We start from the raw sequence: 26083 nt of genomic DNA on the forward strand, positions 1-26083 counted from the left end.
GTTTGGTTCGAAGAGTTTTACCGACGGCGCACCACTCAAGAGCTGGAGCCCCTTTTCGGGGCTCTTTTTTATTGCGCACGAGGCGGGGCGTCATACGGGACAGGCCGTGTAGGCATACTCGACGCCCGCCTCGTCCAGAATGTCCTCGATGTCAACGAGCCGCCCTGCGCAGGTGGCATAGAACCATGCAAGCAGCCGAATCAGCGCTGACGGTGCGCTGCCACGCCGGAGCGCGCAACAGGCCCGAAGGCGCACCTCGTCGTCCGCGAGCGTCACCGACCTCCGGTAGCTCAAAGCGCCAAACACCCCCTCAGTCAACCGGCCGCTGCTGCACTCCTCAATGGCGACCAGGCCGTCGTCTTCGATGAGCGCCGCCTCCCTGACCTCGTCACCCTCCGTCTCGTGCCAGAACACCTGCCGCCGTGCCATGTGGCCCCCCTTCTTGTGACCTGCCTCGAGTATAGAACATATGTTCTATACTCGCAAGAGAAACCCGCCTAAAAAAAGGCGCCCGGAAACCGGGCGCCTCTCTGGGCCATTGACGGCGCCGCCCCGCATCGTCACGAGAGGGGCCTGATGACCTCCATGCCTCGCATGTAGGGACGCAGGGCCTCGGGCACCACGATGGAGCCGTCCGCCTGCTGATAGTTTTCCATGATGGCCGCCATGGTGCGCCCCACCGCAAGGCCCGAGCCGTTAAGGGTGTGCACCAGACGAGAGCCCTTGAACTCCTTGGGGTCGCGATAGCGAATGTTGGCGCGACGCGCCTGGAAGTCCCAGCAATTCGAGCAGGAGGAGATCTCCTTGTAATTGTCGTAGCTAGGCATCCACACCTCGATGTCGTAGCACTTGGTCGCCGAGAAGCCGAGGTCGCCCGTGCAGAGCGTGACGACGCGGTAGGGCAGGCCCAGAAGCCTAAGGCACTCCTCCGCCTCGGCCACCATGGACTCAAGCTGGTCCATGGAGTCCTCCGGCTTGGCGAACTTGACCATCTCGACCTTGTCAAACTCGTGGACGCGGATGATGCCGCGCGTGTCCCGGCCCGCAGATCCCGCCTCCTCGCGGAAGCATGGGGTGAATGCCGTGTAGAGAAGGGGGAGCGCGTCGCCGTCAAGGATCTCGTCACGATGGATGTTGGTGAGCATGACCTCGGCCGTGGGAATGAGGTACATCCCGCCGCTCACGTGGAAGAGGTCCTCTTCAAACTTTGGCAGCTGGCCCGTGCCAAAGAGCGATTCGGCGTTGGCGATAACGGGGGGCCACCACTCCTTGAACCCCGCCTTGACGTGCTGGTCGAGGAAGAAGCCGATGAGGGCGCGCTCCATGAGGGCGCCGGCGCCCCCCAGCAGGTAAAAGCGCGTGCCCGCCAGCTTGACGCCGCGATCGAAGTCGATCATGCCGGTGGCGGGGCCGAGGTCCCAGTGCGCCAGCGCCGCAAAGTCAAACGTGGTGGGCTCGCCCCAGCTGCGCACGACCGGGTTGTCCGAGTCGTCCCTGCCGTAGGGCACGGACTCGTGGGGAATGTTGGGAATGGCGGCGACAAGGTCAAACAGCTTCTTGTCGATGTCGGAGCGCCGCCCCTCGAGCGAGGAGATGCGCCCCTTGTTGGCCGCGACCCGTTCCTTGGCGGCGTTGGCCTCATCCTGCCGGCCGTCGCGCATGAGCTGGCCGATCATCTTTGACGTGGCGTTACGCTCCGCCTGAAGCCGCTCGACCTCGCCGATGGTGGCGCGGCGCGCCTCGTCCAGCTCGAAGAAGTGCTCGCGATCCCAGTGGGCGTTCTGTCTCGAGGCGCAGGACGTGTCCACGACGTCGGGATTCTCTCTGACGAACTTGATGTCGAGCATGAAGGCACCTCTCCGTGTGTCGTCTTGCGCAGGCCGTCTTGTGGGGCGCGGCCTGCCTTTGATCGTGTCAAGTATATACTTGACACGCTTGACACGCGGCGCCCCTCGTCCCCGGGACGCCACCATGCGGAAGGTTCGATGATGGAACAGGTCTCCGGCTTCTTTGACTGGCTCTTTGGCACACGCCCCGGCGTGCTCTCCCTCGTCGTCGGCGGCATCGTGCTCTTTCTGCTCATCTCGTTGGTGCTCGAGCGCCGCACGCGCGCCCTGTACAAGAACCATGAGCGCAGCGACGATGACTGGGATTTCTTCGACCGGGATGACGACGACGCCGAGAAGTGAGGCGCGACGCGGCGCCCTCGGCGCTGCGCGACATGACCCTTGTCTCGTGTGCCGGCCTCGGACCGCTTGCGCAAAAGTCGTGTCCCGTTACACGAAAAGAGCGTTCCCGCCTTGGCCCATGAGCCATCTGCCAGCGGAAACGCTCCTGTGTGTACTGGTGCGGGCGAAAGGACTTGAACCTTCATGAGATTGCTCTCATACGGACCTGAACCGTACGCGTCTGCCAATTCCGCCACGCCCGCGTGAGAAGAGATAATACCCCAACACCCTGACCGGGGCAATGCCAAGTTAAAAAAATCGGGCGGCGCCGGCGAGCCGGCGATCGTGAGTCCTTGGGCGAGGGCGTCGTGGGCCTGACCGCACGAGCCGGTGGCACGAAGGGAGCGCGGACGCACGGGACCCGCGCCTCAGAGGGCGCCCCTGGAATGCCGCTGATAGAATGACGTGAAAACGTCCTTCGCACAAAGAGAGACGAGAGACGCATGACGACCAGGGTCTGGCGCAGACGCTTGTTCGCGAGACGGGCGCGGCGGTCGCCACGACGCAAGAACGCGTGTCTCGTTGCCCTGGCCGCCGCGCTCGCCTGCCTGGGCCTTGCCCTGGCCGTCGGCGCCCCCTCGCCCGCGCCTTTCGCCCCTTTCCGAGCCGCAGGCGGCATGCTCCCCGGAGCCACCGACGACCCGGGGCGTCCGGACGCCATGTCGCTCCCCACCAGCTGGGACGAGCGGGAGAGCCCCAACTACGTCCGCCTCGTGGGCAGGGCGAACGTAGCCGACCCCCTGCCCGCCGGACAGGTCGTCTACGCCCCCCTTGACGACAACCTGCGGGCGGGGGCCGTACGCGCCTGCATCACCTCGCAGATGGTCGAGCGGGGCAGCTCCCGCAGGCGCGCGCAGAGCCTTCCCGACCCCGCCGGGTGGCCGCCGCGCAACGAGGAGGTCGACATCGACCTGCCCACGGGCGCGACCTACCACGGATGGCTGTGGAACCGCTGCCATCTTCTGGCAAAGTCCCTGGGCGGCTCGGACGACCTTGTCAACCTGGTCACGGGCACGCGCATGCTCAACGTGGGGGCTAACGACGGGCAGGGGGGCATGGACGTCTTTGAGAGCGCCATCCGCAGCTGGCTCAGGAGCTACCCCGACGTGACGGTGCAGTATGTGGCCACCCCCGTCTACGAGGGCGACGAGCCCATCCCGCGCTCGGTGGTCGTAGACGTCCTGTCATCGGACGGGGCGATCGACGAGCGACTCGAGGTGTACAACGCCGCCAAGGGACACGCCATCAACTACAAGGGCGCCCTGCCCCCCTTTGCCCCCGCGTGACGACCCCTCGGGGCGCCCCCTGGAGGGAGAGGGCGGGCGCCAGCCTCCCCACCTGCGACATACGTCAAGTCGCGCTAGAATGTGGGCATCGTCACGGCAGACGGACAGGACGCTTAATCACACGAGGAGCCGCCGTGAGGGACGTCACGCCACATACGACCGAGGCGCAGGGGGCCTGGCAGCCGCCCGCTGCCGCCACGGCGTCGAGCGCCGCCGACCTTCTGTTGGGACGCTATCGCGTCATGGGCGCCTGCGGCACGGGGGGCTTCGGCGCGGTCCTCATCTGCTGGGACACGCGCCTGCAGCGCCGCGTCGCCATCAAGCGCATGCCCCTCTCGCAGCCGGGATCCTTCACCTCCCGTCAGATCATCGACGAGGCGCTCGCGGAGGCACGGACCTCCAGCATGCTTGCCAACCCCAACATCGTCACCATGTATGACTTTGAGGTTGACCACCAGTGGGCCTATCTCGTCATGGAGTTTGTGGACGGGCTGACGCTCACCGAGCTGCTGAGCCGGGTTGAGGGCGGCACGCTCACCAACGACGAGGTCGCCTACCTCGTGGAACACGTGGGCGACGCGCTGGGATACGCCCATGAGAACGGCGTGCTCCACCTTGACGTCAAGCCCTCCAACATCATGTTCGAGCGCAACGGAGCCGTCAAGATCTGCGACTTTGGCATGGCGACCCTCGCCTCCGCCGCGGGGTACGGCGGGGCGCGCGGCGGCACGGTGGGCTACATGCCCCCCGAACAGATCGTCGGAGACCTGGTGGACGAGCGTTCCGACGTCTTCTCGCTGGCAGTCGTGTGCTGGCAGGCGCTTGAGGGCCAGAATCCCTTTGCCGCCGCGACGGCCGAGGAGTCCCTCAAGAAGATAGAGCGCGGACCCAGGCGTGACATAGCCAAGCTCGACGGCTCCATAGGAGGCATGGCGGCGGAGGCCATCATGCAGGCCGTTTCCCCCTCCCCCGCCTCGCGGCCGCCCTCGGTGGAGTCATTTGCCCGCTGCGTGGCCTTTGGCCTGGGCGACCCCGACGCGGGCGCCGAGTCCATTCGCGGGCTCATGGCCCAGTCAACCGACGAGGGGGCGGGCGACGAGACCCTCCTCAGGGCCTGGCTTCCGCTCGCGTACCGCTACCCCTGGCTCCTGGGAAGCCTCACGCGCCTGGCGAGCGCCCTCGTCGTGCTCTGGGCGGTCGCCATGACCTCGGGGGCCTACGCGCCCGCCTTGGGCGTCAGCCGTCCCGTCGTCTGCGTCCTGGCGGCGGCCGCGACGGCGGCGTGGCCCCCCGCGGGCTCCGTCCTGGCCACGGCGTCGCTGGCAGCCGCCGTCCTGACAGCCTCCGCCGGCGCGGAGGGCATGCTGCTCTCCCTGGTCGTCTTTGCGGTCGTCCTGACGTGGTGGGCCACGACGGGAAGGGGCGATAGCCTGTCAAGCTGCGCTTTGCTGCTGGGGCCGTGCGCCCGCAACCCCCTGCTGGGCGCCCCCCTGGCGTCGCTGGCCGAACGCCCGGGGAGCGCCGGCGTCACGGCGGCGGTCTCGTGGCTGCTCTCCTGGGTCGTGACCGTTCTGGCGCCGGCGGGCTTTGACGCGACCGGCGGCGTGGCGGCCCTGCTGGAGCGCCTTGGCTCCCTTTCCGCGCTGACGTCCTGCGTCGGCTGCGTCGTGGCCGCAGCGCTCTCGTCCGGGATCTCGCGCCGCTGGCCAAGCGTGAGGGGCGGCGTCATGGGGCAGGTCGTCTGCGCCGGGGTGGTCGTGGGGGCGCAGCTTCTCGCCGCACGAGTGGAGAATGGGGGCATCTGGACCCCCGCCAGCTGGGTCAATCCGCTCGTTGCGCTACTCTTAGGGGTGGTTCTGTGCCTCTGGGTCTTCGTCCGGGGCCCTCTGTCCACCGATCGTAAGGTAGATGAGTTCGATGAAGCTGCTTAAGACGTTCGAGAGCCGCATCGGCGACGCCTTCGGCGCGGCCCCCGAGGGGTTCGCCGCGCCCTTCTCGTTCAGGAAGCTCGCCCGCAGGGCCGCGCGCGAGATGGAGAACGAGACGTTCGAGATAGACGGGATCGATACGGCCCCCGCCCTGTACACCATCCTCGTCTCGTCCGAGGATGACGCCCTGATGAGGCCCCTGTATCCCCAGATCACGCGCGAGGTGGTCTCCTTCGTCGAGGCGCAGGCCTCCGAGAGGGGCTACGTGTTCGTCGGCAGGCCCCTGGCCCGCTTCATGGTTGACCCCTCGCTCAAAAGCGGCCGCTTTGCCGTCTTTGCCGAGAACGTCGACGGCGGCACCCTGGCGCGTCTGCGCGAGGAGGAGCTCGCCTTTCTCTCCGGCTCCCTCGGGACGCCCGGGGCGGCGCAGGTCGCGCCGGTGGAGGGCCACTCAAGCCATCTGCGCCGTCGCGCCAGCTCATACACCCCCCAGCAGATGCCCGACCTCGCCGGGCATGAGCCCGGCGCCGACGCGCCGTCCCAGCCCCCGGCGGGTGGCAAGGTCGTCGGAGCCCAGGGCGCGGCAGGCCTCTCCGAGGACTCCGTGGGCCTCGAGGTCATTCCCGACCAGGCCGTTGACGAGGCGTTGAGCGACATCTACGCCCAGGCCGGCATCAGCCGGCCCGCCGCGGCGGCGGCGCCTCTGTCCGAGGTGATTCCCCAGATGCAGGAGCCCCTCATTCCCAACCCGGACGACTCCCACGTGGGACCCGTCGGCGTCCCCGCAACGCGACGTCGCGTGGAGCCGGCGCCGCCGGTGGCCCCAAGGCACGGCGCGGTCTCGCAGGAGAGCGTCAGCTGCCAACTCACTGACCGCCAGACCGGCATTGTCTACGTGGGGCGCGCCCCCGCCACCGTCATAGGGCGCGAGGGCGTCCCCGGCGGCATCGTGCTCAGGGACCCCAACGTCTCCCGGCGTCACGCCGAGCTGAGCTTTGACGGTCGCAGCTGGCACATCGCCGACCTCGGGTCCACGAACGGCACGCTCGTCAACGACGTGGACGTGCGCGTCGCCACCCTCTGCGACGGCGACGTCGTGACCGTCGGCCTCACGAACCTCGTCTTCAGGGAGCATGCGTCATGATCGACCTCGTGCTGTTCGCCGGCAGGGTCGTCCTCGTCGTCCTCCTCTTCCTCTTCCTCTTTGCCGTCATGCGCACCGGCATCGGGCTCGTGCGAGGACAGCGTCGCGACGCCGCCATCTGGTCCGTTGACGTGGAGAAGGGCACCCGGGGCCTGCGCGGACTGCATGTTGACATGCTGGGGCCCGTCGTCGTCGGCCGTTCCCCCTCGTCGGACATCGTCGTGGACGAGCCCTACGTGTCGGCGACGCATGCCAGGTTCACGCTGCAGGGGCCGGCGCTCGTGCTCGAGGACCTCGACTCCACCAACGGAACCCTTGTCAACGGTCATCCCATCAACCAGCCCGTCACCCTGCGCGACGGCGACGAGGTGCAGGTGGGCGACGCCATCATGCGGGTGAGCCGCCGATGAGCGCGACGCCTCCGCATAGGGACCAGGACGAGCCCGCAAGGAGTCCCGAGCCCGCGATGAGCCCCGGCCACGAGGAGCTGCCCGTTCGGCTGCGCGAGGGTGGGGAGTCCAAGAGCGGCAGCTCCGCGACGCTGACCTGGGGGGCGCGCACGGACGTCGGGCTCGTGCGCTCGCACAACGAGGACTCGTTCCTCATCCAACCCCCCACCTTCGCCGTCTGCGACGGCATGGGCGGCCACGCGGCGGGAGAGGTCGCGAGCTCCATCGCCGTCGAGACCATCGCCTCGCACGCGCCAGAGCACGCCAACGACGTGCTGCTGGGCGTTGCCGTCGAGGCCGCCAACGCGGCGGTCATCGAGGGGGTCGTGCGAGGGGCCGGCAAGCCCGGCATGGGCTGCACCGCCTCGTGCGTCCTTATCGAAAAGGACAAGATGGCCATCGCCCATGTGGGCGACTCCCGCATCTACCTGCTTCATCAGGGTGCCCTCGTGCGCCTGACCCACGACCACTCCTACGTGGAGGAGCTCGTGGACGCCGGCGAGATCACCGCCGACGAGGCGCGCGTACACCCCTCGCGCTCCGTGATCACGCGGGCGCTCGGCTCCGACCCCGACATGTACGCGGACCACTTCACGCTCGACGTGGTCCTGGGCGACAGGATCGTACTCTGCTCGGACGGGCTCTCGTCCATGGTGGACGACTCCCAGATCGAGGCCGTCGCGTGCTCCACGGCCACGCCTCAGGCGGCAGCCGACAGCCTCGTGGCGGCGGCGCTGGCGGGCGGGGGGCACGACAACGTCACCGTGGTCGTGGTGGACGTCGTGGACGACGGCTCGCTCGAGCATCATCGCGACGTGCGACGCAGATGGGTCCTGGGGGGCATCATCGGCATCCTCGCCGCGCTCCTCATCGTCGTGGGCCTTGGCGCCGCCGTCATCACAAACTCCTGGTACCTTGGCGACAACGGCGGAACCGTCGGCATCTACCAGGGCGTGACGGGCCGCCTGTTTGGCGTCTCGCTCTCGCACCTCTCCGAGACCAGCTCGGTCAGGACGTCCGACCTGCCCACGGCGGTGCAGGACAACCTCAGGCGCGGCCTGCGCGTCAGCAGCGAGCAGGAGGCGCACGACACGGTCGAGAGCTACCGCGACCAGATTGACGCCGACAAGAGCACCGCGGCCGTGACCGCCGACCGCTCCACCTCCGGCACCGACCTTGCCGGAGCGACCGCGAGCGGCGCCGCGACGGGATCGGGTGACTAGGATGGAGACCCTTCAGCTCAACACGCGGCGCAACGTGGAGCTCGGCCTTCTGGTCCTGGCGGCCGTCCCCGTGCTGCTGCTCTGGGCCATGTACGTCATGGACGATCAGCTCGCCGTGACGGCCGGCTCCCTGTCCGTGCCCCTGGGGCTCTTCGGCGCCTTCGCCGTGGCCCACCTTGCCGTCAGGCGCTGCGCCCCCGGGGCGGACCCGGCGCTCCTGCCCATCACCTTCCTTCTGTCAGGCGTCGGGCTCGCCTTCGTGACGCGGCTCGCGCCCGCCCTCGCCGTCAGTCAGACGCTCTGGCTCTTTGTCTCCGTGGGCGCCATGGTGGCCACCCTCGTGGCCGTCAGGAGCATCGACCTGCTGGCCGAGTACAAGTTCACCATCGGCGTCGCAGGCATCGCCCTGCTGCTTCTGCCCATGCTCGTGGGCACCTCGCGTGGCGGCTCAAAGCTGTGGCTGGTCCTGGGGCCCTTCTCGTTCCAGCCGGGCGAGCTGGCGAAGATACTGATCGTGCTCTTCCTCGCCGCCTACCTGGCCGAGAACCGCGAGCTGCTCTCGGCCTCCACGCGCCACGTGGGCCCGTTCAGCCTGCCTCGCCCGCGCATGCTCGCGCCATTGCTGGCCATGTGGGGCATCTCGCTGCTCGTCGTCATCTTCGAGACGGACCTGGGCAGCGCCCTCTTGTTCTTCTCCTTCTTCGTGATCATGCTGTACGTGTGCACGGGGCGCGTGGGCTACGTCGTCGTCTCCGTCGCGCTGCTCGCCGTGGCCGGCGTGCTGTGCTATCACCTCTTTGCCCATGTGCAGGTGCGCGTCCAGATGTGGATCGACCCCTTCTCGGACCCCTCCAACAAGGGGCTGCAGATCGTCCAGTCGCTCTTCTCGCTGGCCGACGGCGGCCTCGTGGGCACGGGCATCGGCAAGGGGCTCCCCACGCTCATCCCCGTCGTCGAGTCCGACTTCATCTTCTCCGCCATCGGGGAGGAGATGGGCCTCCTGGGCGCCTCCGCCGTTTTGATCTGCTACTTGCTCTTTGCCGTCCGCGGCCTTGCGACGGCGGCACGCGCCAAGTCTGACGTAGCCGCCTTCACGGCCGTCGGCCTCACGTCCGCCATCGTGTTCCAGGCCTTCGTCATCACCGGCGGCGTCACCAGGCTGCTTCCCCTCACGGGCGTCACGCTGCCCTTCATGAGCCAGGGCGGCAGCTCGCTTTTGGCCAGCTTCGTCATCCTGGGCCTGCTGCTCAAGACCGGCGACGAGGGCACGGGTCGCGGAGCCGAGATGCAGATGCGCGAGGCGGGAGGCTCCTCGCTGCTCGCCGGCGGCAGGCGGGCCGCCGACGTGACGTCCGGCAGCACGGCCGGCTCGCATCTGCGCCGCCGCTACGGAATGCTCACGCCCGAGTCGGGCGTGCTGGGACGCGTCGCCCTGGGCAACCGACTCGTGCGGCTCGTCGGGCTCTTCTCGCTCATGATCGGCGCGCTTGTGGTCAATCTCACCTACATCCAGGTCGTCAGGGCCCAGGACTATCAGCGGCTCCCCAACAACAACCACACGATCGCCAAGACGGCGCGCGTGCAGCGCGGGGCCATCATCACCTCCGACGGCGTCACCCTCGCTGAGTCCGTCGAGCAGGCCGACGGTACCTACGAGCGCTCCTATCCCCAAGGCTCGCTCGCCGCGCACACCGTGGGGTACGTGTCGACCCAGTACGGGGCCACGGGCGTCGAGTCGTCCTTCAACGACGCGCTGACGGGCAAGTCGGACTACTCGAGCTGGATGGGGGCCCTCTACTCCATGGCGGGCATGCAGACGTCGGGGTCATCCGTCGTGCTCACCATCAACTCCCAGATGCAGAAGGCCGCCGAGGCGGCGCTCAGGGGCAGGACGGGCTCCGTCGTCGTGCTCGACCCCACGACGGGAGAGGTGCTCGCCAAGGCGTCCTCCCCCACCTATGATCACGCGAACATCTCTGACGTCATCACCGGGAACGACTCGAACGGCGAGCTGGTTGACCGTGCCACCCGGACGCTCTACGCTCCCGGCTCCACCTTTAAGGTGGTCACCCTCGCCGCCGCCCTTGACAGCGGCGTCGCCAACCTGGACACGAGCTTCGGCGCGCCGGCCTCCCTTGACATCGGCGGCGCCGCCATCACCAACATCCACGACGAGTCCTGGCCGAGGCTCACGCTCTCTGAGGCGCTCGCCTATTCCGCCAACACCGTCTTTGGCCAGCTGGGCGACATGATAGGCGCCAAGGCGCTCGTCGGCTACGCAAGGGCCTTCGGCTACGGGACGGGGCTGGGCCAGGACTTTGCCACGATGCCCTCCGTCATGCCTGACCCTGCGGAGATGACCCAATGGGAGACCGCCTGGGCCGCCGTGGGCCAGCCCGTGGGCCAGCACGCGAGCCCCGCGGGGCCGCAGACCACGGTCATGCAGAACGCGGTCGTCGCGGCGGCCGTCGCCAACAACGGCATCGCCATGAACCCCTACGTCATAGACCACATCCTCTCGCCCGAGGGCGTCACGACCTCGACGACGCAGCCCAAGGCGCTCGGTCAGGCCGTCTCGTCGCAGGTCGCGCAGAGCCTCAAGGAGGCCATGTTGGGCGTCGTGGAGGAGGGTACGGGCGCGAGGGCCAAGGTCCCGGGCGTCAAGGTGGCTGGCAAGACCGGCACGGCCCAGGTGACCTCGACGGTCGCAAACTCGCTCTTTGTCGGCTTTGCCCCCTATGACCAGCCGACCGTCGCCATCTCGGTCTGCATCGAGGGGTCCGAGGTCAACGACGTCAGCGGCGAGGCGTCGGCGGTCGCGAGCGAGGTGCTCGCGGCGTGCCTCAAGGTCCAGGCCCTGGGGGCGAGCAAGTAGGGGTGTGCGTTGTACCATGAGCATGCGTGAGGGCGACGCGGTCGCCAACGGATAGGAGAGACGATGTCAGACAAGCTGCTCGGCGGACGATACGCGGTCCAGGACAAGATCGGCACAGGCGGCATGGCCGTCGTGTATCGCGGCATCGACCAGGTACTCGGGCGTACGGTGGCCATCAAGACGATGCTGCCCCAGTTTGCCGCCGACCCCTCCTTCGCGGCACGCTTCAAGCAGGAGGCCCAGGCGGCGGCGGCGCTCCAGAGTCCCTACATCGTCTCGGTCTATGACTGGGGCAAGGACGGCGAGACGTACTACATCGTGATGGAATACCTGCGGGGAACCGACCTCAAGAGCGGCATACGGCGTCACGGGGCGCTCGACTGCAAGAAGGTCGCCCAGATTGGGTCACAGATCGCCCAGGCCCTCTCGGTGGCGCACGCCCACGAGATCATCCATCGCGACATCAAGCCCCAAAACATCATGGTCCAGCCCGACGGCAACGTCAAAGTCATGGACTTTGGCATCGCGCGGGCCAAGAACAGCCACCTGACCACGGACAACTCGGTGCTGGGGACCGCCCACTACGTCTCGCCCGAGCAGACCCAGGGCAAGGTGCTCGGACCCACCACGGACATCTACTCGCTGGGCGTCGTCATGTACGAGGCGGCCACGGGATCGGTTCCCTTTGACGGCGACGACGCCATCTCGGTGGCGCTCAAGCAGGTGAACGAGCAGCCGATGCCGCCCAGCCAGCGCAACCCCCAGATCGACCCCTCGCTGGAGAGCATCATCCTCAAGTGCATGCAGAAGAGCCCGTCCGACCGCTTCCAGTCGGCGGACGAGCTGGCGCGCGTGCTCAGGGACTATCTTGCCGGCCGCCTGCGCGCCGTCAACAGCGCGACGGCCACGATCCAAAACGTCACGACCCCCCTGCCCGTCACGAGCCCAAATCAGGCGGCCGCGCCCGCGGGCAACACCGCATCCTTCCGCCGCGTGGACGCCACGGGACATCTGCGCCCGCAGACGGCCACGCAGAGGGCGCTCCAGGATGAGGCCGACCAGCGCCGGTCCCATCGACGCCGCCTCGTGGCCGGCACCATCGTGGCCACCATCCTGCTCGTCGGCGCCATCGTCGCCGTTGTGACCATGCTCGGCAACGGCTCGCAGACCCAGCCCGTCCCCAACTTCATAGGCCTCACGCAGGAACAGGCCCTACGGGAGATCTCCGAGGCCGGCTACTTCCAAAAGGGCAGCGTGAAGGAGGAGTACAGCTCCACCGTGCAGAAGGGCCTCGTCATTGACCAGGACCCCGACGCCGGGCTGCGCAAGCCCAAGGGCACCCAGATCAACCTCGTCGTCTCCAAGGGGGAGGAGCCCGCCGCCACGGTCACGGTTCCCGACCTCACGCACATGACGCCGTCCGAGGCCGAGGCGGCGCTCAAGGCCGTGGGCCTCGTGGGCCAGGCGGGGGACTCCGTCTACAGCTCCGACGTCGAGGTGGGAACCGTCGCGTCCCAGAGCCCCGGCAAGGACGCCTCGGCAAAGGCGGGCGACACCGTCACCTACCAGCTCTCGAAGGGCGCCGAGAACGTGGACGTTCCTAACGTGGTCGGCATGTCGGCGCAGGAGGCCACGAGCGCCCTGGAGGCGGCGGGGTTCTCGGTGAGCACCAAGTCGGCCGAGAGCGACGAGGTTGACAAGGGTCACGTCATCAGGCAGTCAAGCACCGACAAGGCCGCCAAGGGCTCCACCATCACCATCACCGTCTCCTCCGGATCGACGAAGGCGACCGTCCCCTCGGTGGTGGGCATGAGCGAAGGCGCGGCGGTGAGCGCCCTGAAGGCGGCGGGATTCACGGCGTCGACGAGCTATGAGACCAGCTCGACCGTGGACAAGGGCACGGTCATCAGCCAGTCCGTCACCGGCAGCGCCACCCGGGGCTCCACGATTGCCATCAGCGTGTCGTCCGGTGCCTCCGCGAACGCGGGCGGCGCGGGTTCGGCGGGGTCGGGCGGCAACTAGCCGGCCGTCAGACGGGGGGCGCACACGCGCGCCCCCCGTCACGGGCCCCAGGCGAGTGGCCCGTGACAAAAAGGCCACAGCCCTAGGGCTGTGGCCTCGTGTTGCGTGGTGACCCCGGTCGGATTCGAACCAACGAAACCAGGTTTAGGAAACCTGTGCTCTATCCCCTGAGCTACGGGGCCGTGCGTTAGCATTCTAGCATCACTTGGGCGGACGGTGCGCCACAGTTTGGGACCGTCGGGCGGCGCGTCCGCTCCCAGGCAGGGCCCGCCGCGTCGCTACTCGTGACGCGTGTTGCGAACGCCCCTCCTTGCGGCGCGCGCCTCGGCCTTTTGCGCCTTCCTGCGGGCCTCCTTCTCGGCGTCCTGCCGCAGGATCTGCGCCACCTTCTTGTCGCTCATGCCGCTGACCGCCGCCTCCGCGGCCGTGCGGAGCGGCTTGACCTTGCGCCAGTCATAGATCAGGGCGCCGACGATGCCGCCGTAGGCGAGCACGATGAGGGCGATGGACAGCAGCCCCGGCACCGAGAGGGGATCTGCCTGCGCGTCAGGATAGTAGGTCATCAGGATCGTGGATATGACCGTGGCGCCGAATCCCGCACCCAGCAGAATCCACCAGATGCGCTGACCGCGCCTGTAGGTGGGGTCGTCCTTGAGCAGCACGCGCGATGCGCTGGCGCGGCTGTCCTCGCGTTCGCGCCGCCGCCTGCGCGCCTCGCGTCGCTCGTCCTTGCTCATCTGCGCGACGCTCTTGCCCGACGCGGTCTGCTCGCCGGAGCGAACCTTGGCGGCGTTGACAACCCGGACGCCCTGCGCCGCCTCGCGGCTGGGCCTGGCGCGCGCGACCGAGCGACGCGTGAAGCCCGCGCGCTCCTCGTCGCTCTCGGCCTTGTCGTTGGCGTCCTCGGCGCCCGCCTTGGGCAGGACGCCGGCTTCCTGGGCCTCCTTGCGGGCGGCCTCGATGGTGTCACGCAGAGACATGTGAGCTCCTCATGGACTCGAACGGTGCGCCCGTGATGATGCGGAAGGCCTCCTCGTAGCGCCTGGACGTTCCCTGGATGACCTCCTGGGGCAGGTGCGGGGGCTCGCCGGTCATGTCCCAGTTGGCCTTGAGCCAGTCACGGACGTATTGCTTGTCATAGCTGGGCTGGACCTTGCCGGGCTCAAAGGCGTCGGCGGGCCAGAAGCGGCTCGAGTCGGGCGTGAGCGCCTCGTCGATGAGCGTGAGCTCGCCGTCGATGAAGCCAAACTCGAACTTCGTGTCGGCGATGATCACGCCGCGCTCGGCGGCATACTCAGACGCCGCCGTGTAGATCTTGAGCGAGGCGTCGCGAAGCTGGCGCGCCACGTCATCGCCCACGATCTGGGCGCAGCGCTCAAAGGAGATGTTCTCGTCATGGTCGCCGAGCTCGGCCTTGGTCGAGGGCGTAAAGATGGGCTCGGGAAGCTTGGAGGCCTCAGTGAGGCCGGCCGGGAGCTTGATGCCGCAGACGGTCTGGTCCTCGTCGTAGGTCTTCTTGCCCGACCCGGTCAGATAGCCGCGCACGATGCACTCGATCGGAACGGTCTGGGCCTTCTTGACCAGCATGGACCTGCCAATCAGGTAGTCGGCGTACGCCTGGTACCCCTTGGGGAAGTCCGCCACGTCCATCGAGATGAGATGGTTGGGTATGAGGTCCTTGAACATGTCGAACCAGAATGCCGAGATGCGCGACAGCACCTCTCCCTTATGGGGAATCTCGTCCGGCAGGATGAAGTCAAACGCGCTGATGCGGTCGCTGGCAACCATCAGCAGGCTGTCGCCGCAGTCGTAGATGTCGCGGACCTTGCCGTGCGAGTCCGGTCGAAGCTCCATAGCTCCCATGTTCTCTCCTCACGCAACGTGCTTCTCTGTCTGAGCCGCCGCGCAGCGGCGCCCACACCCGATTGTACTGTATGCCCCCTCCCGAACCAGCGCATGCGAACCCACAAGAAGGCGCACTGCCGTCGACGCGGCTCGCTATGAGCCGTCAGGCGCCCGCCCGGGCGGCATCGCCACAGGAGCCGGGCGCGGCTCGCGGGAGTGCGAGCCGTCCCTCTCGCGCACGAGGGGAATCCTGAGCGTGAAGGTGGTGCCCCTTCCCAGCTCGGACTCCACGCTGATGCTCCCGTTGTGGCGGTCGATGATCTCCTTGGTGAGCGCCAGCCCCACGCCCAGCCCCCCCGAGACGCGCTCGCGGCTGGCGTCGGAGCGCCAGAAGCGCGAGAAGACGCGCGCGACGTCCTCCTTGGCGATGCCAATGCCGGTGTCCTGCACGCTAATGCGCGCCACGCCGCGCTCTCGGGCCACGCTCACGAGGGTCCTGCCGCCCTCGGGCGTGTAGCGAAGAGCGTTGGACATGAGGTTGGTGATTGCCTCGCGGATGAGATCGGGGTTGACCTCCGCAAAGAGCTCGTGGGAGGGCGTCTGATCGTCAAAGTGCAGCCGCAGGCCCTTCTCGTCAAAGAGCTGCTCCTGCATGGACACCAGGCTGCGGCACAGATACACGAGGTCGGTGTCCTCGACGGCAAGGTCGCTGCTGTCGTTTTCGATGCGTGAGAGGTGCAGCATGGCGTCAACCAGGCGCGAGAGGCGCCTGACCTCGGCGGCGACGATCTCGAAGTGCTCGTCGTCGGCGGGGAGCACCCCGTCCTGCATGGCCTCGACCGTGGCGAGCGTCGCCATGAGCGGCGTCCTGAGCTCATGGGCCACGTCGCTCGTGAGACGATGCTCAAACTTGATATCGTGTTCGATCTCGCTCGCCATGCCGTCAAAGGTCTCGCCGAGCCTGCCAAACTCGTCGTCGCCCGAGAACCCCGTTCGCGCCGTGAGGTCACCGCTCCTGATGCGCGCCGCCGTGTTGGTTATCTTCTGGATGGGCTTGGCGAGCGAGCGCGAGAACTGGTAGCCGATGACGATGGTGGTGCCTATGGCGATGGCGGCCGCCACCGCGATCGCCTGATACGAGCTGACGCGAAAGGCGCTGTCGTTCTTGGTGAGCAGCGCGTCCGAGCCAAACGCCCACATGCGGACCGTGCCCACGACCTCGCCGCCCGAGGCGACCACGTCGGCCGTGACCACGGAGTCGGCCCCAGCCGGCACCGCACCCGCCGGCACGTGCGTCCCGGTGGACGTCATGCCGCCGGAGCGCCGGGAGCTGTGCCAGGTGTCGTCGTAGACGACGGTGCCGTCCGCGTCGAGAACCTGAATGCCCACGTCGGACGAGGAGAGCGACACGTCGGCGGCATAGCTGAGGACGTCAGGGGTCCAGGAGCCGTCGGCGTCGTACTTGGCGGCGATGCTCTCCGCGGTCTGCTCGACGAGGTTCTGCATGTTCTGGCGGGTGTAGCTCTGGAACTGCCCCTCCCAGGTCACCGCCAGCACGAGCGTGAGGACCAGCACGGTCGTCAACGTCGTGAGGACAAAGAAGAACGCCATCCTGCCGCCGAAGGTCTTGGTGGCGCGTGGCGGCCTCACCTTGCGCGAGACGGTGCTGTAGCTGGCCTTTTCCACGTCCATGCGACAGGGGGACGCGTCGTCGCGACGACGCTTGAGGTCGTCGGGTGAGTCTGCCACGACGGCTGGCACCTACTTCCTGGGGGCGCGGGCGTCCGTGGAGTCCGTCGGCTTGTCCTTGGCCTCAAAGCGATAGCCCACGCCGTGGACGGTGTAGAGCCAGCGCGGGTGGCGCGGGTCGTCACCCAGCTTGGCGCGGAGGTTCTTGACGTGGGAGTCGATCGTGCGCTCATAGCCCTCGAAGTCGTATCCCAGGACCTTCTCGACCAGCTCCATGCGGTTATAGACGCGCCCGGGATAACGCGCCAGGGTGGTGAGCAGCTTGAACTCGGAGGCCGTGAGGTCAACCTCCTCGTTCTCGACCAGCACCTTATGGCCCGAGATGTCAATGACCAGGTCGCCGAAGTCGAGCACCTCAAGCTGGGGCTCCGCCTCGGCATGGGCGCGGCGCAGCAGGGCGCGCACGCGCGCCACGAGCTCGCGCGGCGAGAACGGCTTGACAAGGTAGTCGTCCGCGCCGAGCTCCAGGCCGATGATGCGATCCTCGACCTCGCCCTTTGCGGTCAGCATGATGATGGGCACGTTGGACGTCTCGCGCACGGCGCGGCAGACGCGCTCGCCCGACAGCTTGGGAAGCATGAGGTCGAGCACGATGAGGTCAAAGCTGTGCTTCTCGAACTCCTCGAGCGCGCTCTGGCCGTCGCCCACACCTCGCACCATGTATCCCTCGCGCTCGAGGTAGGCCGCGACGGCGTCGCGGATGGTCTTCTCGTCCTCCACCAGAAGGATCTTCTTCTCTTCCGTCATGTGATCCCCCTCCGTCGTCGGCAGCGCTCGCGGCGCGCAGGCACACAAAATATCACTATTCTCTACACATCTTAGCGCAGTCGGGCGCATTTGGCATCAGGAGCCAAACGAGAAGCTCCGCACGTTCACGGACTCAGGATACCCGGTGTCCTGAGCCTTGATGGTGGAGAAGGTCACAAAGCTGTCGCACTCCCCCGCCCGCGCGGGGTACTCCCCGTAGTTGATGCAGCGGTTGGCCGCCGAGAGGGTCGAGTAGGTCCTGCTGCCGGCGTCAACCACGAAGTACGAGGAGCTGGCCCTGATGACGTAGGTTCTCCCCCGTCCCGCGACCGCCGCGGCAGGCTCGCGGGACAGCGCCACGAAGGGGCCGTCACCATGGCCCACGTAGGTTCCCATGGTGCCAAGGAGCCCGCCGGAGGCGTAGGTGGCCTCGATGGAGAACGCGAACTCGTCCCCGATGCGCACGGCGTTGAGGGGCCTGACGGTGGCGGGCAGCACGAGGCGGTCCACCTGCGTGGCGAGGTCATCCGAGAGCGTGTAGGCCGTGATGCCGTAATAGACGCCCGCCTCCGCGTTGACGCGCGGGACGAGCGTCACGGTGCCGCCCGACGCGAGCGGTTCGGTCGCAAAGCGGCCCGGGGACTCGACGACGGATTTCGCCTCGCCGGACCCCAGGCTCCAGACGTAGCAGTAGGAGTGCTCGGTGGTCTTGGAGCCGGACAGCGCGGGCATGACCTGCCAGATGACCTTGGTGCCCGTGACCGCGAAGGGCGCGGGGTCGTAGTCGGCTCCCGCCTCCCACAGCTTGGTGGGGCTGCCCGCAAGAGCCCCGCCCGTAAACGCCGAGGCATACAGCACCCAGGCATGCGTGAGGAGGTCGAGCTCGACCCAGGCGTAGACTGCGTCCGAGCAGCGCACGTCATATATGACGAAGCTGGTCTTGTCGCTTGAGAGGGGCTCGGCGACGACCTCCCTGAGCGTGCCGTCTGCCGTCGAGAGGGTAGAGCCCTTGACCATGGGCGCCGCCGAGGAGCCCGCCGTCGTCACGGGAAGCCAGGTTCCCTCCCCGGGGTGCAGGACGTTGCCCAGCCCCAGCGTCCAGGACGACCTCTCCGCGAGCGGCAGGTCAACCACGTCGTAACGACTCTCGTTCGTCTTGGGGTCGATGACGTAGTCGGCGCGGGTCGCGTCCACGACGGTGGGTGAGCCCTCGTTTCCGCCCGGCGCGGAGCAGCCCCTGACGACGCTGACCGTGCCCGCCGTCGCCGCCACGACGCCGGCGCCGGCGGCGACCCTGAGGGCCGTCCGGCGGCTCACGGGCAGCTGCGGCAGGGCTAGGCGCGGCCGCGGCGCGTCGGCGCGGCGCGTCGGCAGAGGTTCCCGAGACGTGGGACGCCGCGTCTGGTCTGGAAGATTCATGGCCACGGTACCTCCTGGCTGGCGCGACTCTGACGCGCCGGGACGGCGCGGGCGGGCCGGGCGGGACGCCTACGCAAAGCTCAGCCGCCCCAGGCGCTCAAAGACGACATCCGTCCGAGTCAGGAAGCTGCGCGGGTCAAAGATGCCCTTGAGCTGCTCGGACGACAGCGCGCAGTCCGGGTCGGCCTCGAGCCTCTCCAGAAAGCTCGTCCCCGGCACGCAGGCCTGCACCTCATGCCAGGTCGCCATGGCGTTGCGCTGGACCACCTGGTAGGCCTCCTCGCGGGTCATGCCGGTGTCCACCAGGGCCAGAAGCACCTTGGACGAGTAGATGAGCCCCCGCGTCCTGTCGAGGTTGGCCAGCATCTGCTCGCGATAGAGCTGCAGGCCGTCAATGACGCGGATGAGGCATTGAAGCATGTGGTCAAGGGCGATGAAGCTGTCGGCCTGGGCCACGCGCTCGGCGGAGCTGTGGCTGATGTCGCGCTCGTGCCAGAGCGCCACGTTGTCAAAGGCGACCTGCGCGTTTGCCTTGACGACCCGCGCGAGGCCGCAGACCTTCTCCATGGTGATGGGGTTGCGCTTGTGGGGCATGGCGCTTGAGCCCTTCTGCCCCTTCCTGAAGGGCTCCTCAGCCTCGAGGGTGTCCGTCTTCTGGAGGTTGCGCACCTCGGTGGCGATGCGCTCGCAGGTGGCCGCCGTCGTGGCGAGCACGCCCGCCAGATGGGCATGGTGGTCGCGACTGATGACCTGGGTCGAAAGCGGGTCGGCCGTGAGCCCCAGATGCTCGCAGACGTACGTCTCGACGCGCGGGTCGATGCTCGAGTAGGTACCCACGGCGCCGGAGATGGCGCCGAAGCTCACGGAGGCGCGGGCGTCGATAAGACGGTCAAGGTCGCGCCTGAGCTCCCAGGCCCACGACCCAAACTTCATCCCAAAGGTCATGGGCTCCGCATGGATGCCGTGCGTGCGCCCCACGCAGAGGGTGTCACGCTCCTCGAAGGCGCGGCGCCTGCAGATCTCGCCGAGCGCGCGCACGTCCTCGATAATGAGGTCGCAGGCCTGGGTCAGCTGATAGCACAGGGCCGTGTCGCCCAAATCCGAGCTCGTCATCCCGTAGTGCACCCACCGGCTGGGCTTGGGCGCGCCAGGCGCCACGCCCTTGTCGACGTAGCTGCCCATGTTGGTGAGGAAGGCGATGACGTCATGGTTGGTCACGGCCTCGATCGCATCAACCTCCTCGCGGCAGAAGCCGGCGTGGTCGCGAATCCAGCGCGCCTCGTCGCGCGTGATGCCGCTCTGTCCCAGCTCGGCGTGAGCCTCGCAGGCAAGGACCTCTATCTCCTGCCAGATGGCATACTTGTTCTCAAGCGAGAAGATGCGCCCCATCTCGGGGCGGGTGTATCGGTCGATCATGGGGATCCTTTCGGCGGGCGCCCACAGGGGCGGAAGTTCGCATGCACCTCCATTCTACCGCGCGCAGTGCGCTGCGGCAGACGGAGGCCTCATGACGGGGGCGCGACACGACGCGTCAGGCGTCCCCGTCCCGCCGCGGGACGAGGCAAGACGCCCTAGTCCCCCGTCACGTTTGGCATGTGGCCCCTGAGCGAGGACGCCTGTCTCCGGTCGCGCCCGAGCTGACGGGCCGCCTCGCGCAGCTGGGTCTTGACCGCCTCGTGCCCCGTGCCGCCGTACGTCGTGCGCGCCCGGGCGATGCCCTCGGGGTCGAGTCCCTCGAGGACATCGTCGTCAAAGAGCGGCGAGAACGACCGGAGCTCCTTGAGGGTGAGGTCCTCGAGGCCCTTGCGGCGCCTCTCGCAGTACAGCACCAGCTCGCCCACGACCTCGTGGGCGTCACGAAACGGCAGGCCCCGTCGGGCGAGATAATCCGCCACGTCGGTGGCCGCCGTGAAGCCCCGCGACGCCTGCGCGCGCATGGCGTCGGCGTTCACCTGCCAGGTTGCGACCATGCCTCCCACGCAGGCCATGGCATCCCGCAGAGTGCCGGCGGCGTCGATGGCCCCCTCCTTGCACTCCTGAAGGTCCTTGTCGTAGGCCAGCGGCAGCGACTTGAGGGTAGTCAGAAGACCCATGAGGTCCCCGTAGACCCTGCCCGTCTTGCCTCGCGTGAGTTCGGCAAAGTCGGGGTTCTTCTTCTGGGGCATGATGGACGAGCCCGTGGAGTAGGCGTCCGACAGCGTGATGAAGCCAAACTCCGTCGTTGACCAGGTGATGATCTCCTCGCAGAGGCGCGAGAGGTGCATCATGGACACGCTGCAGGCATACAGCAGGTCAAGCAGGTAGTCGCGGTCGCTCACGGCGTCCATGGAGTTGGGGATGGGATGGCTGAAGCCCAGAAGTTCCGTCGTGTAGGCGCGGTCCAAAGGGTAGGTCGTGCCCGCAAGGGCCGCCGAGCCCAGCGGGTTTGCGTCGGCGGAGCGCCAGGCCGCCACGAGCCTCACGTGATCGCGCGTGAGCATCCAGAAGTACGCCAGCAGGTGGTGGGAGAAGAGCACGGGCTGCGCGTGCTGCAGGTGGGTGTAGCCCGGCATGATGACGCCAAAGTTCGTGCGTGCGGACGTGAGGATGACCTTTCGCAGCGCATCGTTGCCGTCAACGAGCGACAGCAGCAGCTCCTTGGCATACAGCCTCGTGTCCGTGGCCACCTGATCGTTGCGCGAACGCCCCGTGTGCAGGCGGGCGCCCGCCGCGCCGACGTCCCTGATGAGCTGTGACTCCACCGCCATGTGGATGTCCTCGTCGTTGAGGTCCCACACGAACGTGCCCTCGTCCATCTGGCGCTTGATGTTGAGCAGACCCTTCTCGATGCGCTCGACGTCCGCGGCGTCCAGAATCCCCTGCCGGCCCAGCATCCTCGCATGAGCGATGGAACCGGCGATGTCCTGCACGTACATCGCTCGGTCAACGGGCAGCGAGGCCCCAAAGCGCTGAGCGCCCTCGCTCACGCCCTGCTCAAAGCGTCCAGACCAGAGTGCCATGCGCACTCCCTTCGTATGAGACGACTCCACGAGGGCCTAGGCAGAGAGGATGACGAGGTCGTCGCCGGCGTCGTCCGTCTCGTCGGCCTCGGACGCCAAGGCGCGGGAGGCGGGGCCCTGCACGCGCGACCAGGTCTTGCTCGGCAGGCTGTGTAGGTCGATGAAGCCCTTGGACGCCTCGCGGTCAAAGCTGTCGCCGTCACCATACGTGGCAAGGTTCTGATCGTAGAGCGAGCAGGGGCTCCTGCGGCCCGTGACCGTGAGGGACCCCTTGTACAGCTTGGCCTTGACCTCGCCCGACACGACCTGCTGCGTGGTGGCGCAGAATGCGTCGAGCGCCTCCCTGATCGGCGAGAACCAGAGGCCCTCATAGACCGTTGTCGCCCACAGGTGGTCGACCTGGTGCTTGAACTGAAGCGTCCGGGCGTCAAGGCACAGCGTCTCGAGGTCGTGGTGCAGGGTGATCAGGGCGAGGGACGCCGGGCACTCGTAGCACTCGCGGCTCTTGATGCCCACCACGCGGTCCTCGACCATGTCGATGCGACCGTAGCCATGGGCGCCGCAGATCTCGTTCAGGGCGGCGATGAGCGAGACGAGGCCCATCTTCCGTCCGTTGAGCGAGACGGGCACGCCCTTCTCAAAGCCGACGACGATCTCCTCGGGGGTGTCGGGGGCGTCCTCGGGCGCGGCGGTCATCGTCCAGATGTCCGCAGGCGGCTCGGACCAGGGGTTCTCGAGGGCGCCGCACTCGATGGCCCTGCCAAAGAGGTTGTCGTCGATGGAATACGGCTTGGCGGCGGTGGTGGGAACGGGCACGCCGTGCTTGCGCGCCCAGGCCATCTCCTGCTCGCGGGTCAGGAGGTCCCACTCGCGCGCCGGCGCGAGGATCTTGAGGGAGGGGTCGAGGGCGTGGATGCAGGTCTCAAAGCGCACCTGGTCGTTGCCCTTGCCCGTGCAGCCGTGGGCGACGTAGGTGGCGCCCGTCTCGTGGGCCACGTCAACGAGCTTGCTGGCGATCAGGGGTCGTGAGAGGGCCGAGAGCAGCGGGTAGGCTCCCTGATACAGCGCATTTGCGGCGATGGCCTTGGTGAGCACCGTCTGGGCATACTCCGCGCGCATGTCGATTGAGCGGGAGTAGATCGCCCCCATGTCGTACGCCTTCTTCTGGACCCAGTCGAGGTCGTCGGCGTCCTGTCCCACGTTGCCGCAGATGGCGACCACGTCCAGGCCCTTCTCAAGCTGCAGCCACTTGACCATGACCGACGTGTCGAGCCCGCCCGAGTATGCCAGGACGACCTTTTCCTTGTTATGCTTCTGCGTCATGCGTATCACCGTCGTTTCGTGAGAGGGATGTCGGTCGGGAGATGTCAGCCGCTCGGCTTGGCGCTGCGAGCGCCGGTGCGCACAAGCGCCCGGGCGATGCCGGGCGCTGGTTCAGTCCGTATGTGAAGTGAGGTGAGGCGTTCCTCAGGGGACCGAAGCTACACGCGGGGGCGTCGCAGCGAGATTCGTCGGTCCTGGCGTCGGAGGGAGCCCTGTGCGAGCAGGGCGTTCTGGAACCGTGCCATGGGACTCTCCTCTCGTCTTGCTCGCGTTGCACCCTGGGCATGAGGCGCCTGTTGCTAGAGTACTGTAGCCAATCTGCATCCGCGAAAGGTCAGAAATGTCGTACGGTAGTCATATTGAAACAATAGATATGTCGTTTTTTATGCCATACAAGCTAAATTTACTACTATTATTCGCTAATTTATACATATAGCACTACCGGCGCGCCCCGGGCAGCCCACAAGGGCGGAGACGCACGCGCATTCTTTCACCTCGGCGAAGATGCCCCTGTTGGCGAGCGGGCAGGCGCGCCGGGCAGCTGCCCGGCTTTCGGAATTGCGTGAGTTTAATGCATGGGCCGCCGGCGGGCAGGTCGCCGCCGAAAAGGCGGCAAGCGGTATGGAATGGTGGGCCGTGAGGGTCTCGAACCCTCGACCTTAGGATTAAAAGTCCTCTGCTCTACCAACTGAGCTAACGGCCCCCGGCATAGTGTAGCACGCTTGCGCGCCCCGACGCCTAGCCTGCCCAGGACGTCGCCCACCTGCCCCGCTCAAATAGGGGCGTCTGGTCTCCCGTGGCATCGACGCCCCAGACGGCGAGGTCGTCGGCGCCCATCATGAAGTCGACGTGAGTGGCGGACTGGTTGACGCCGCGCCTGAGGAGCTCGTCCGTGCCCAGGGACGGGCCGCCGCGAAGGCATTCGGGAAATCCCATGCCAAGCGCAAGGTGGCAGCTCGCGTTCTCGTCGTACAGCGTGTTGTAGAACAACAGGCCGCTTTGCCTGATGGGCGTGTCCTTTGAGATGAGCGCACATTCCCCCAGACGACGAGCGCCCTCGTCCGTCGCAAGGACCTGCTCAAGGACGTCCTTGCCTCGCGCGGCGTCAAACTCGACGACGCGTCCCTCAGAGAAGCGCAGCCAGAAGTCGTCGACCACCTGCCCGGCATGGACGAGGGGCAGGGCCGAGTGGACCACGCCCTCCGCGCGCAGGCGGTCGGGAGTGGTAAACACCTCCTCGGTCGGCATGTTGGGAAAGAACGTGCACCCGGCCTGGGTTGTCATCGACCCGCCCTCCCAGACGTGGTCGGGATTGAGGCCAACGGTCAGGTCGGTGCCGTTTGACGAACGATAGCGCAGGGACGTGAACGCCGCCTCACTAAGCAGCCGCTTGCGGTCGTTGAGCGTGGCGTCATGGCTCGCCCAGGCGCTCTCTGGGTCGTCTCCGTCACTGCGTGCCACCACAAGAATGGTCCGCCAGAGCCTGTCGACGGCCTCGTGCGGCGCGAGCTGGCCAAATACCCTTCGCGCCCAAGCCTCGACCGGCACGCCGGCGATGCACCAGGCGTTGCGACCAAAGTCCATGCCCTCACGATAGGCGCGGCATTCGGTGTTGCGCGCCTTTATCGCGGCGGCAGGCTTTGCCGGATCGACGTCTGCGAGCAGCGAGGGGTCGGAACCCGTCAGAAACAGGAAGGCCGCCCCGGCCTCCGCCAGCGAGTCGAGCTGCTCGCGCTTCCAGCTAGCGGTGTGCATGAAGCGCTCGAGGGCGACATGCTGGTAGTCAAGGAGGTCAACCTGGTCGTCACGCCACAGGACGGTCACGCGGGCAGCGCCTGCGGCATACGCCTCGCTCACCACCATGCGGGCAAAGTCCGCCCGCTCCACCGGCGCCTGGAGCACCAGCTCCTGCCCCTTCTTGATGGCCACGCCCGTACGCACGAGCAGGCGCGCATAGCGTCGCTGCCGCGTCGCAAGGGCCTCGCCTGACGGTCCGGGGATGGCTTCCGGCTCGCTCATGGACGACCTCCGTTCTCACACAGGCACGCGTCTTTAACCTGTGTATATGACGCACTCATATGAAAAGGGCGGACCCGAAGGTCCGCCCATCACGGTTCTGGAGCGGGCGACGGGACTCGAACCCGCGAATGCGAGCTTGGGAAGCTCGTGCCGTACCACTTGGCGACGCCCGCGCAACACGAAATCTTAGCACAACGGCGGTCGAAAAGACCATCTATGATTTGTCTAATTGGCAGGCGTACACGCAAAGCCCAGAGACGGTCTCCCCCGCTGTCACGGCCGCATCTAGCGGCTCTTCGTTTGCGGTACGTATACGCGTACACGTGACGGCAACGGCATTTCTCCTAGAACCGAAAGCCCTGCGCCCGCATGAAGTCGAAGCCGTCGACGTGACGCGCGCCAAGACCCTCGCAGACGTTAGGGATCTTCACCCTCTTCAGGCTGTTCGACGGAGTCTCATAGGTCACTAGTGTCAAGTTGCTCGCCAGCGCCTCGGCGCACAGCCATGCATCGGCGCGGGTCTCATCCTTGAACTCACGAAGTGCCCGCGGCTCATAGCTCTGCCCGTCGGCCCAGGCGCACACCTCGAGGTATTTCTCCAACGTCTTGTCGGACGCAGGCATCGCCTCAACGCCGTCCAGACTCCCAATCCAATCGACAAGAGGGTCTTTTTTGCGTTTCAGCTCGTCTACCACCGTCTGATGCAGCACTGCAACGCCCGACTCAAGCGTGTTGCCCAACTCAAGCCAAAAGCTCTCGAAGATGTCCTGCGGGATGTGATGCTCGCTCGTTATGAAGATGTTCGCGTCGAGGAGGTAGCGTTCCAA

At 67.2% G+C, this 26083-nt stretch carries 20 protein-coding genes and 4 tRNA genes; 8 read left to right on the forward strand and 16 right to left on the reverse strand.

The window, feature by feature from the left end:
- Nucleotides 1-90: 90 nt before the first annotated feature.
- Together HMPREF2826_RS02085 and serS are read right to left on the reverse strand one after the other, a co-directional pair.
- Entirely contained in the window at nt 91-429 is a 339-nt protein-coding gene (locus tag HMPREF2826_RS02085) for a hypothetical protein (RefSeq protein ID WP_070638807.1), read from the reverse strand.
- A 131-nt stretch (nt 430-560) separates the two neighbouring features.
- Nucleotides 561-1847, reverse strand: a complete 1287-nt coding sequence (serS, locus tag HMPREF2826_RS02090; RefSeq protein WP_070638809.1) for a serine--tRNA ligase — start codon at nt 1845-1847, stop codon at nt 561-563.
- A 138-nt stretch (nt 1848-1985) separates the two neighbouring features.
- Here serS and HMPREF2826_RS02095 point away from each other — a divergent pair, with 138 nt between their 5' ends.
- Nucleotides 1986-2189: a DUF6724 family protein gene (locus HMPREF2826_RS02095; RefSeq protein WP_246824652.1), complete on the forward strand. Its 204-nt coding sequence runs from the start codon at nt 1986-1988 to the stop codon at nt 2187-2189.
- Between the two features lie 155 nt (nt 2190-2344).
- Here HMPREF2826_RS02095 and HMPREF2826_RS02100 read toward each other — a convergent pair.
- Nucleotides 2345-2431: transfer RNA gene (locus HMPREF2826_RS02100), tRNA-Leu, on the reverse strand.
- Nucleotides 2432-2671: 240 nt separating this feature from the next.
- Here HMPREF2826_RS02100 and HMPREF2826_RS02105 point away from each other — a divergent pair.
- The 7 genes from HMPREF2826_RS02105 (at nt 2672) to pknB (ending at nt 13155) form a co-directional block, all read left to right on the forward strand.
- Nucleotides 2672-3514: a DNA/RNA non-specific endonuclease gene (locus tag HMPREF2826_RS02105; protein WP_070638811.1), complete on the forward strand. Its 843-nt coding sequence runs from the start codon at nt 2672-2674 to the stop codon at nt 3512-3514.
- A gap of 134 nt (nt 3515-3648) precedes the next feature.
- Nucleotides 3649-5445 carry a protein kinase domain-containing protein gene (locus HMPREF2826_RS02110; protein ID WP_070638813.1) on the forward strand — a complete coding sequence of 599 codons (1797 nt, stop codon included), beginning with the start codon at nt 3649-3651 and terminating at the stop codon, nt 5443-5445.
- Nucleotides 5432-6586 (forward strand): DUF3662 and FHA domain-containing protein, encoded by a 1155-nt coding sequence (locus HMPREF2826_RS02115; RefSeq protein WP_070638815.1) that lies wholly within the window; start codon nt 5432-5434, stop codon nt 6584-6586. The genes HMPREF2826_RS02110 and HMPREF2826_RS02115 overlap by 14 nt, the downstream gene beginning before the upstream one ends.
- On the forward strand, nt 6583-6996 hold the full coding sequence (locus tag HMPREF2826_RS02120) for an FHA domain-containing protein (RefSeq protein WP_070638817.1): 414 nt from the start codon (nt 6583-6585) through the stop codon (nt 6994-6996). The genes HMPREF2826_RS02115 and HMPREF2826_RS02120 overlap by 4 nt, the downstream gene beginning before the upstream one ends.
- 56 nt (nt 6997-7052) lie before the next feature.
- The gene (locus tag HMPREF2826_RS02125) at nt 7053-8258 is read left to right on the forward strand and encodes a Stp1/IreP family PP2C-type Ser/Thr phosphatase (RefSeq protein WP_246824654.1); all 1206 of its coding nucleotides are present in this window, start codon (nt 7053-7055) and stop codon (nt 8256-8258) included.
- 1 nt (nt 8259) lies between these two features.
- Nucleotides 8260-11133 carry an FtsW/RodA/SpoVE family cell cycle protein gene (locus tag HMPREF2826_RS02130; RefSeq protein ID WP_070638821.1) on the forward strand — a complete coding sequence of 958 codons (2874 nt, stop codon included), beginning with the start codon at nt 8260-8262 and terminating at the stop codon, nt 11131-11133.
- Nucleotides 11134-11196: 63 nt separating this feature from the next.
- Nucleotides 11197-13155, forward strand: a complete 1959-nt coding sequence (gene pknB / locus HMPREF2826_RS02135; protein WP_070638823.1) for a Stk1 family PASTA domain-containing Ser/Thr kinase — start codon at nt 11197-11199, stop codon at nt 13153-13155.
- A gap of 106 nt (nt 13156-13261) precedes the next feature.
- Here the strand turns inward: pknB and HMPREF2826_RS02140 are convergent.
- The 13 genes from HMPREF2826_RS02140 to HMPREF2826_RS02200 form a co-directional block, all read right to left on the reverse strand.
- Nucleotides 13262-13337, reverse strand: a tRNA-Arg gene (locus tag HMPREF2826_RS02140).
- A gap of 96 nt (nt 13338-13433) precedes the next feature.
- A complete protein-coding gene (locus HMPREF2826_RS02145) occupies nt 13434-14135 on the reverse strand; it encodes a hypothetical protein (RefSeq protein ID WP_070638825.1) in 702 nt (233 codons plus the stop codon).
- Nucleotides 14122-15018 (reverse strand): phosphoribosylaminoimidazolesuccinocarboxamide synthase, encoded by an 897-nt coding sequence (locus HMPREF2826_RS02150; RefSeq protein WP_210388954.1) that lies wholly within the window; start codon nt 15016-15018, stop codon nt 14122-14124. The genes HMPREF2826_RS02145 and HMPREF2826_RS02150 overlap by 14 nt, the downstream gene beginning before the upstream one ends.
- Before the next feature lie 135 nt (nt 15019-15153).
- Nucleotides 15154-16749, reverse strand: a complete 1596-nt coding sequence (locus HMPREF2826_RS02155) for a sensor histidine kinase (protein WP_070639024.1) — start codon at nt 16747-16749, stop codon at nt 15154-15156.
- A 12-nt stretch (nt 16750-16761) separates the two neighbouring features.
- Nucleotides 16762-17496: a response regulator transcription factor gene (locus tag HMPREF2826_RS02160; protein WP_070638829.1), complete on the reverse strand. Its 735-nt coding sequence runs from the start codon at nt 17494-17496 to the stop codon at nt 16762-16764.
- Nucleotides 17497-17592: 96 nt separating this feature from the next.
- Nucleotides 17593-18915, reverse strand: a complete 1323-nt coding sequence (locus tag HMPREF2826_RS02165; RefSeq protein ID WP_246824655.1) for a Tat pathway signal protein — start codon at nt 18913-18915, stop codon at nt 17593-17595.
- Between the two features lie 69 nt (nt 18916-18984).
- Nucleotides 18985-20331, reverse strand: coding sequence for an adenylosuccinate lyase (purB, locus tag HMPREF2826_RS02170; protein ID WP_070638831.1), 1347 nt, complete (start codon nt 20329-20331; stop codon nt 18985-18987).
- A gap of 155 nt (nt 20332-20486) precedes the next feature.
- A complete protein-coding gene (gene argH, locus HMPREF2826_RS02175) occupies nt 20487-21914 on the reverse strand; it encodes an argininosuccinate lyase (RefSeq protein ID WP_070638834.1) in 1428 nt (475 codons plus the stop codon).
- A gap of 36 nt (nt 21915-21950) precedes the next feature.
- A complete protein-coding gene (locus HMPREF2826_RS02180; protein ID WP_070638836.1) occupies nt 21951-23237 on the reverse strand; it encodes an argininosuccinate synthase in 1287 nt (428 codons plus the stop codon).
- Nucleotides 23238-23864: 627 nt separating this feature from the next.
- A tRNA-Lys gene (locus HMPREF2826_RS02185) sits at nt 23865-23940 on the reverse strand.
- A gap of 35 nt (nt 23941-23975) precedes the next feature.
- Nucleotides 23976-25256 carry an aminopeptidase gene (locus tag HMPREF2826_RS02190; RefSeq protein WP_070638838.1) on the reverse strand — a complete coding sequence of 427 codons (1281 nt, stop codon included), beginning with the start codon at nt 25254-25256 and terminating at the stop codon, nt 23976-23978.
- A gap of 98 nt (nt 25257-25354) precedes the next feature.
- A tRNA-Gly gene (locus HMPREF2826_RS02195) sits at nt 25355-25429 on the reverse strand.
- Nucleotides 25430-25600: 171 nt separating this feature from the next.
- Nucleotides 25601-26083 carry a DUF4411 family protein gene (locus tag HMPREF2826_RS02200; protein ID WP_058270832.1) on the reverse strand — a complete coding sequence of 161 codons (483 nt, stop codon included), beginning with the start codon at nt 26081-26083 and terminating at the stop codon, nt 25601-25603.

This window comes from Olsenella sp. HMSC062G07, assembly GCF_001811895.1.
Lineage (GTDB): Bacteria > Actinomycetota > Coriobacteriia > Coriobacteriales > Atopobiaceae > Olsenella_F > Olsenella_F massiliensis.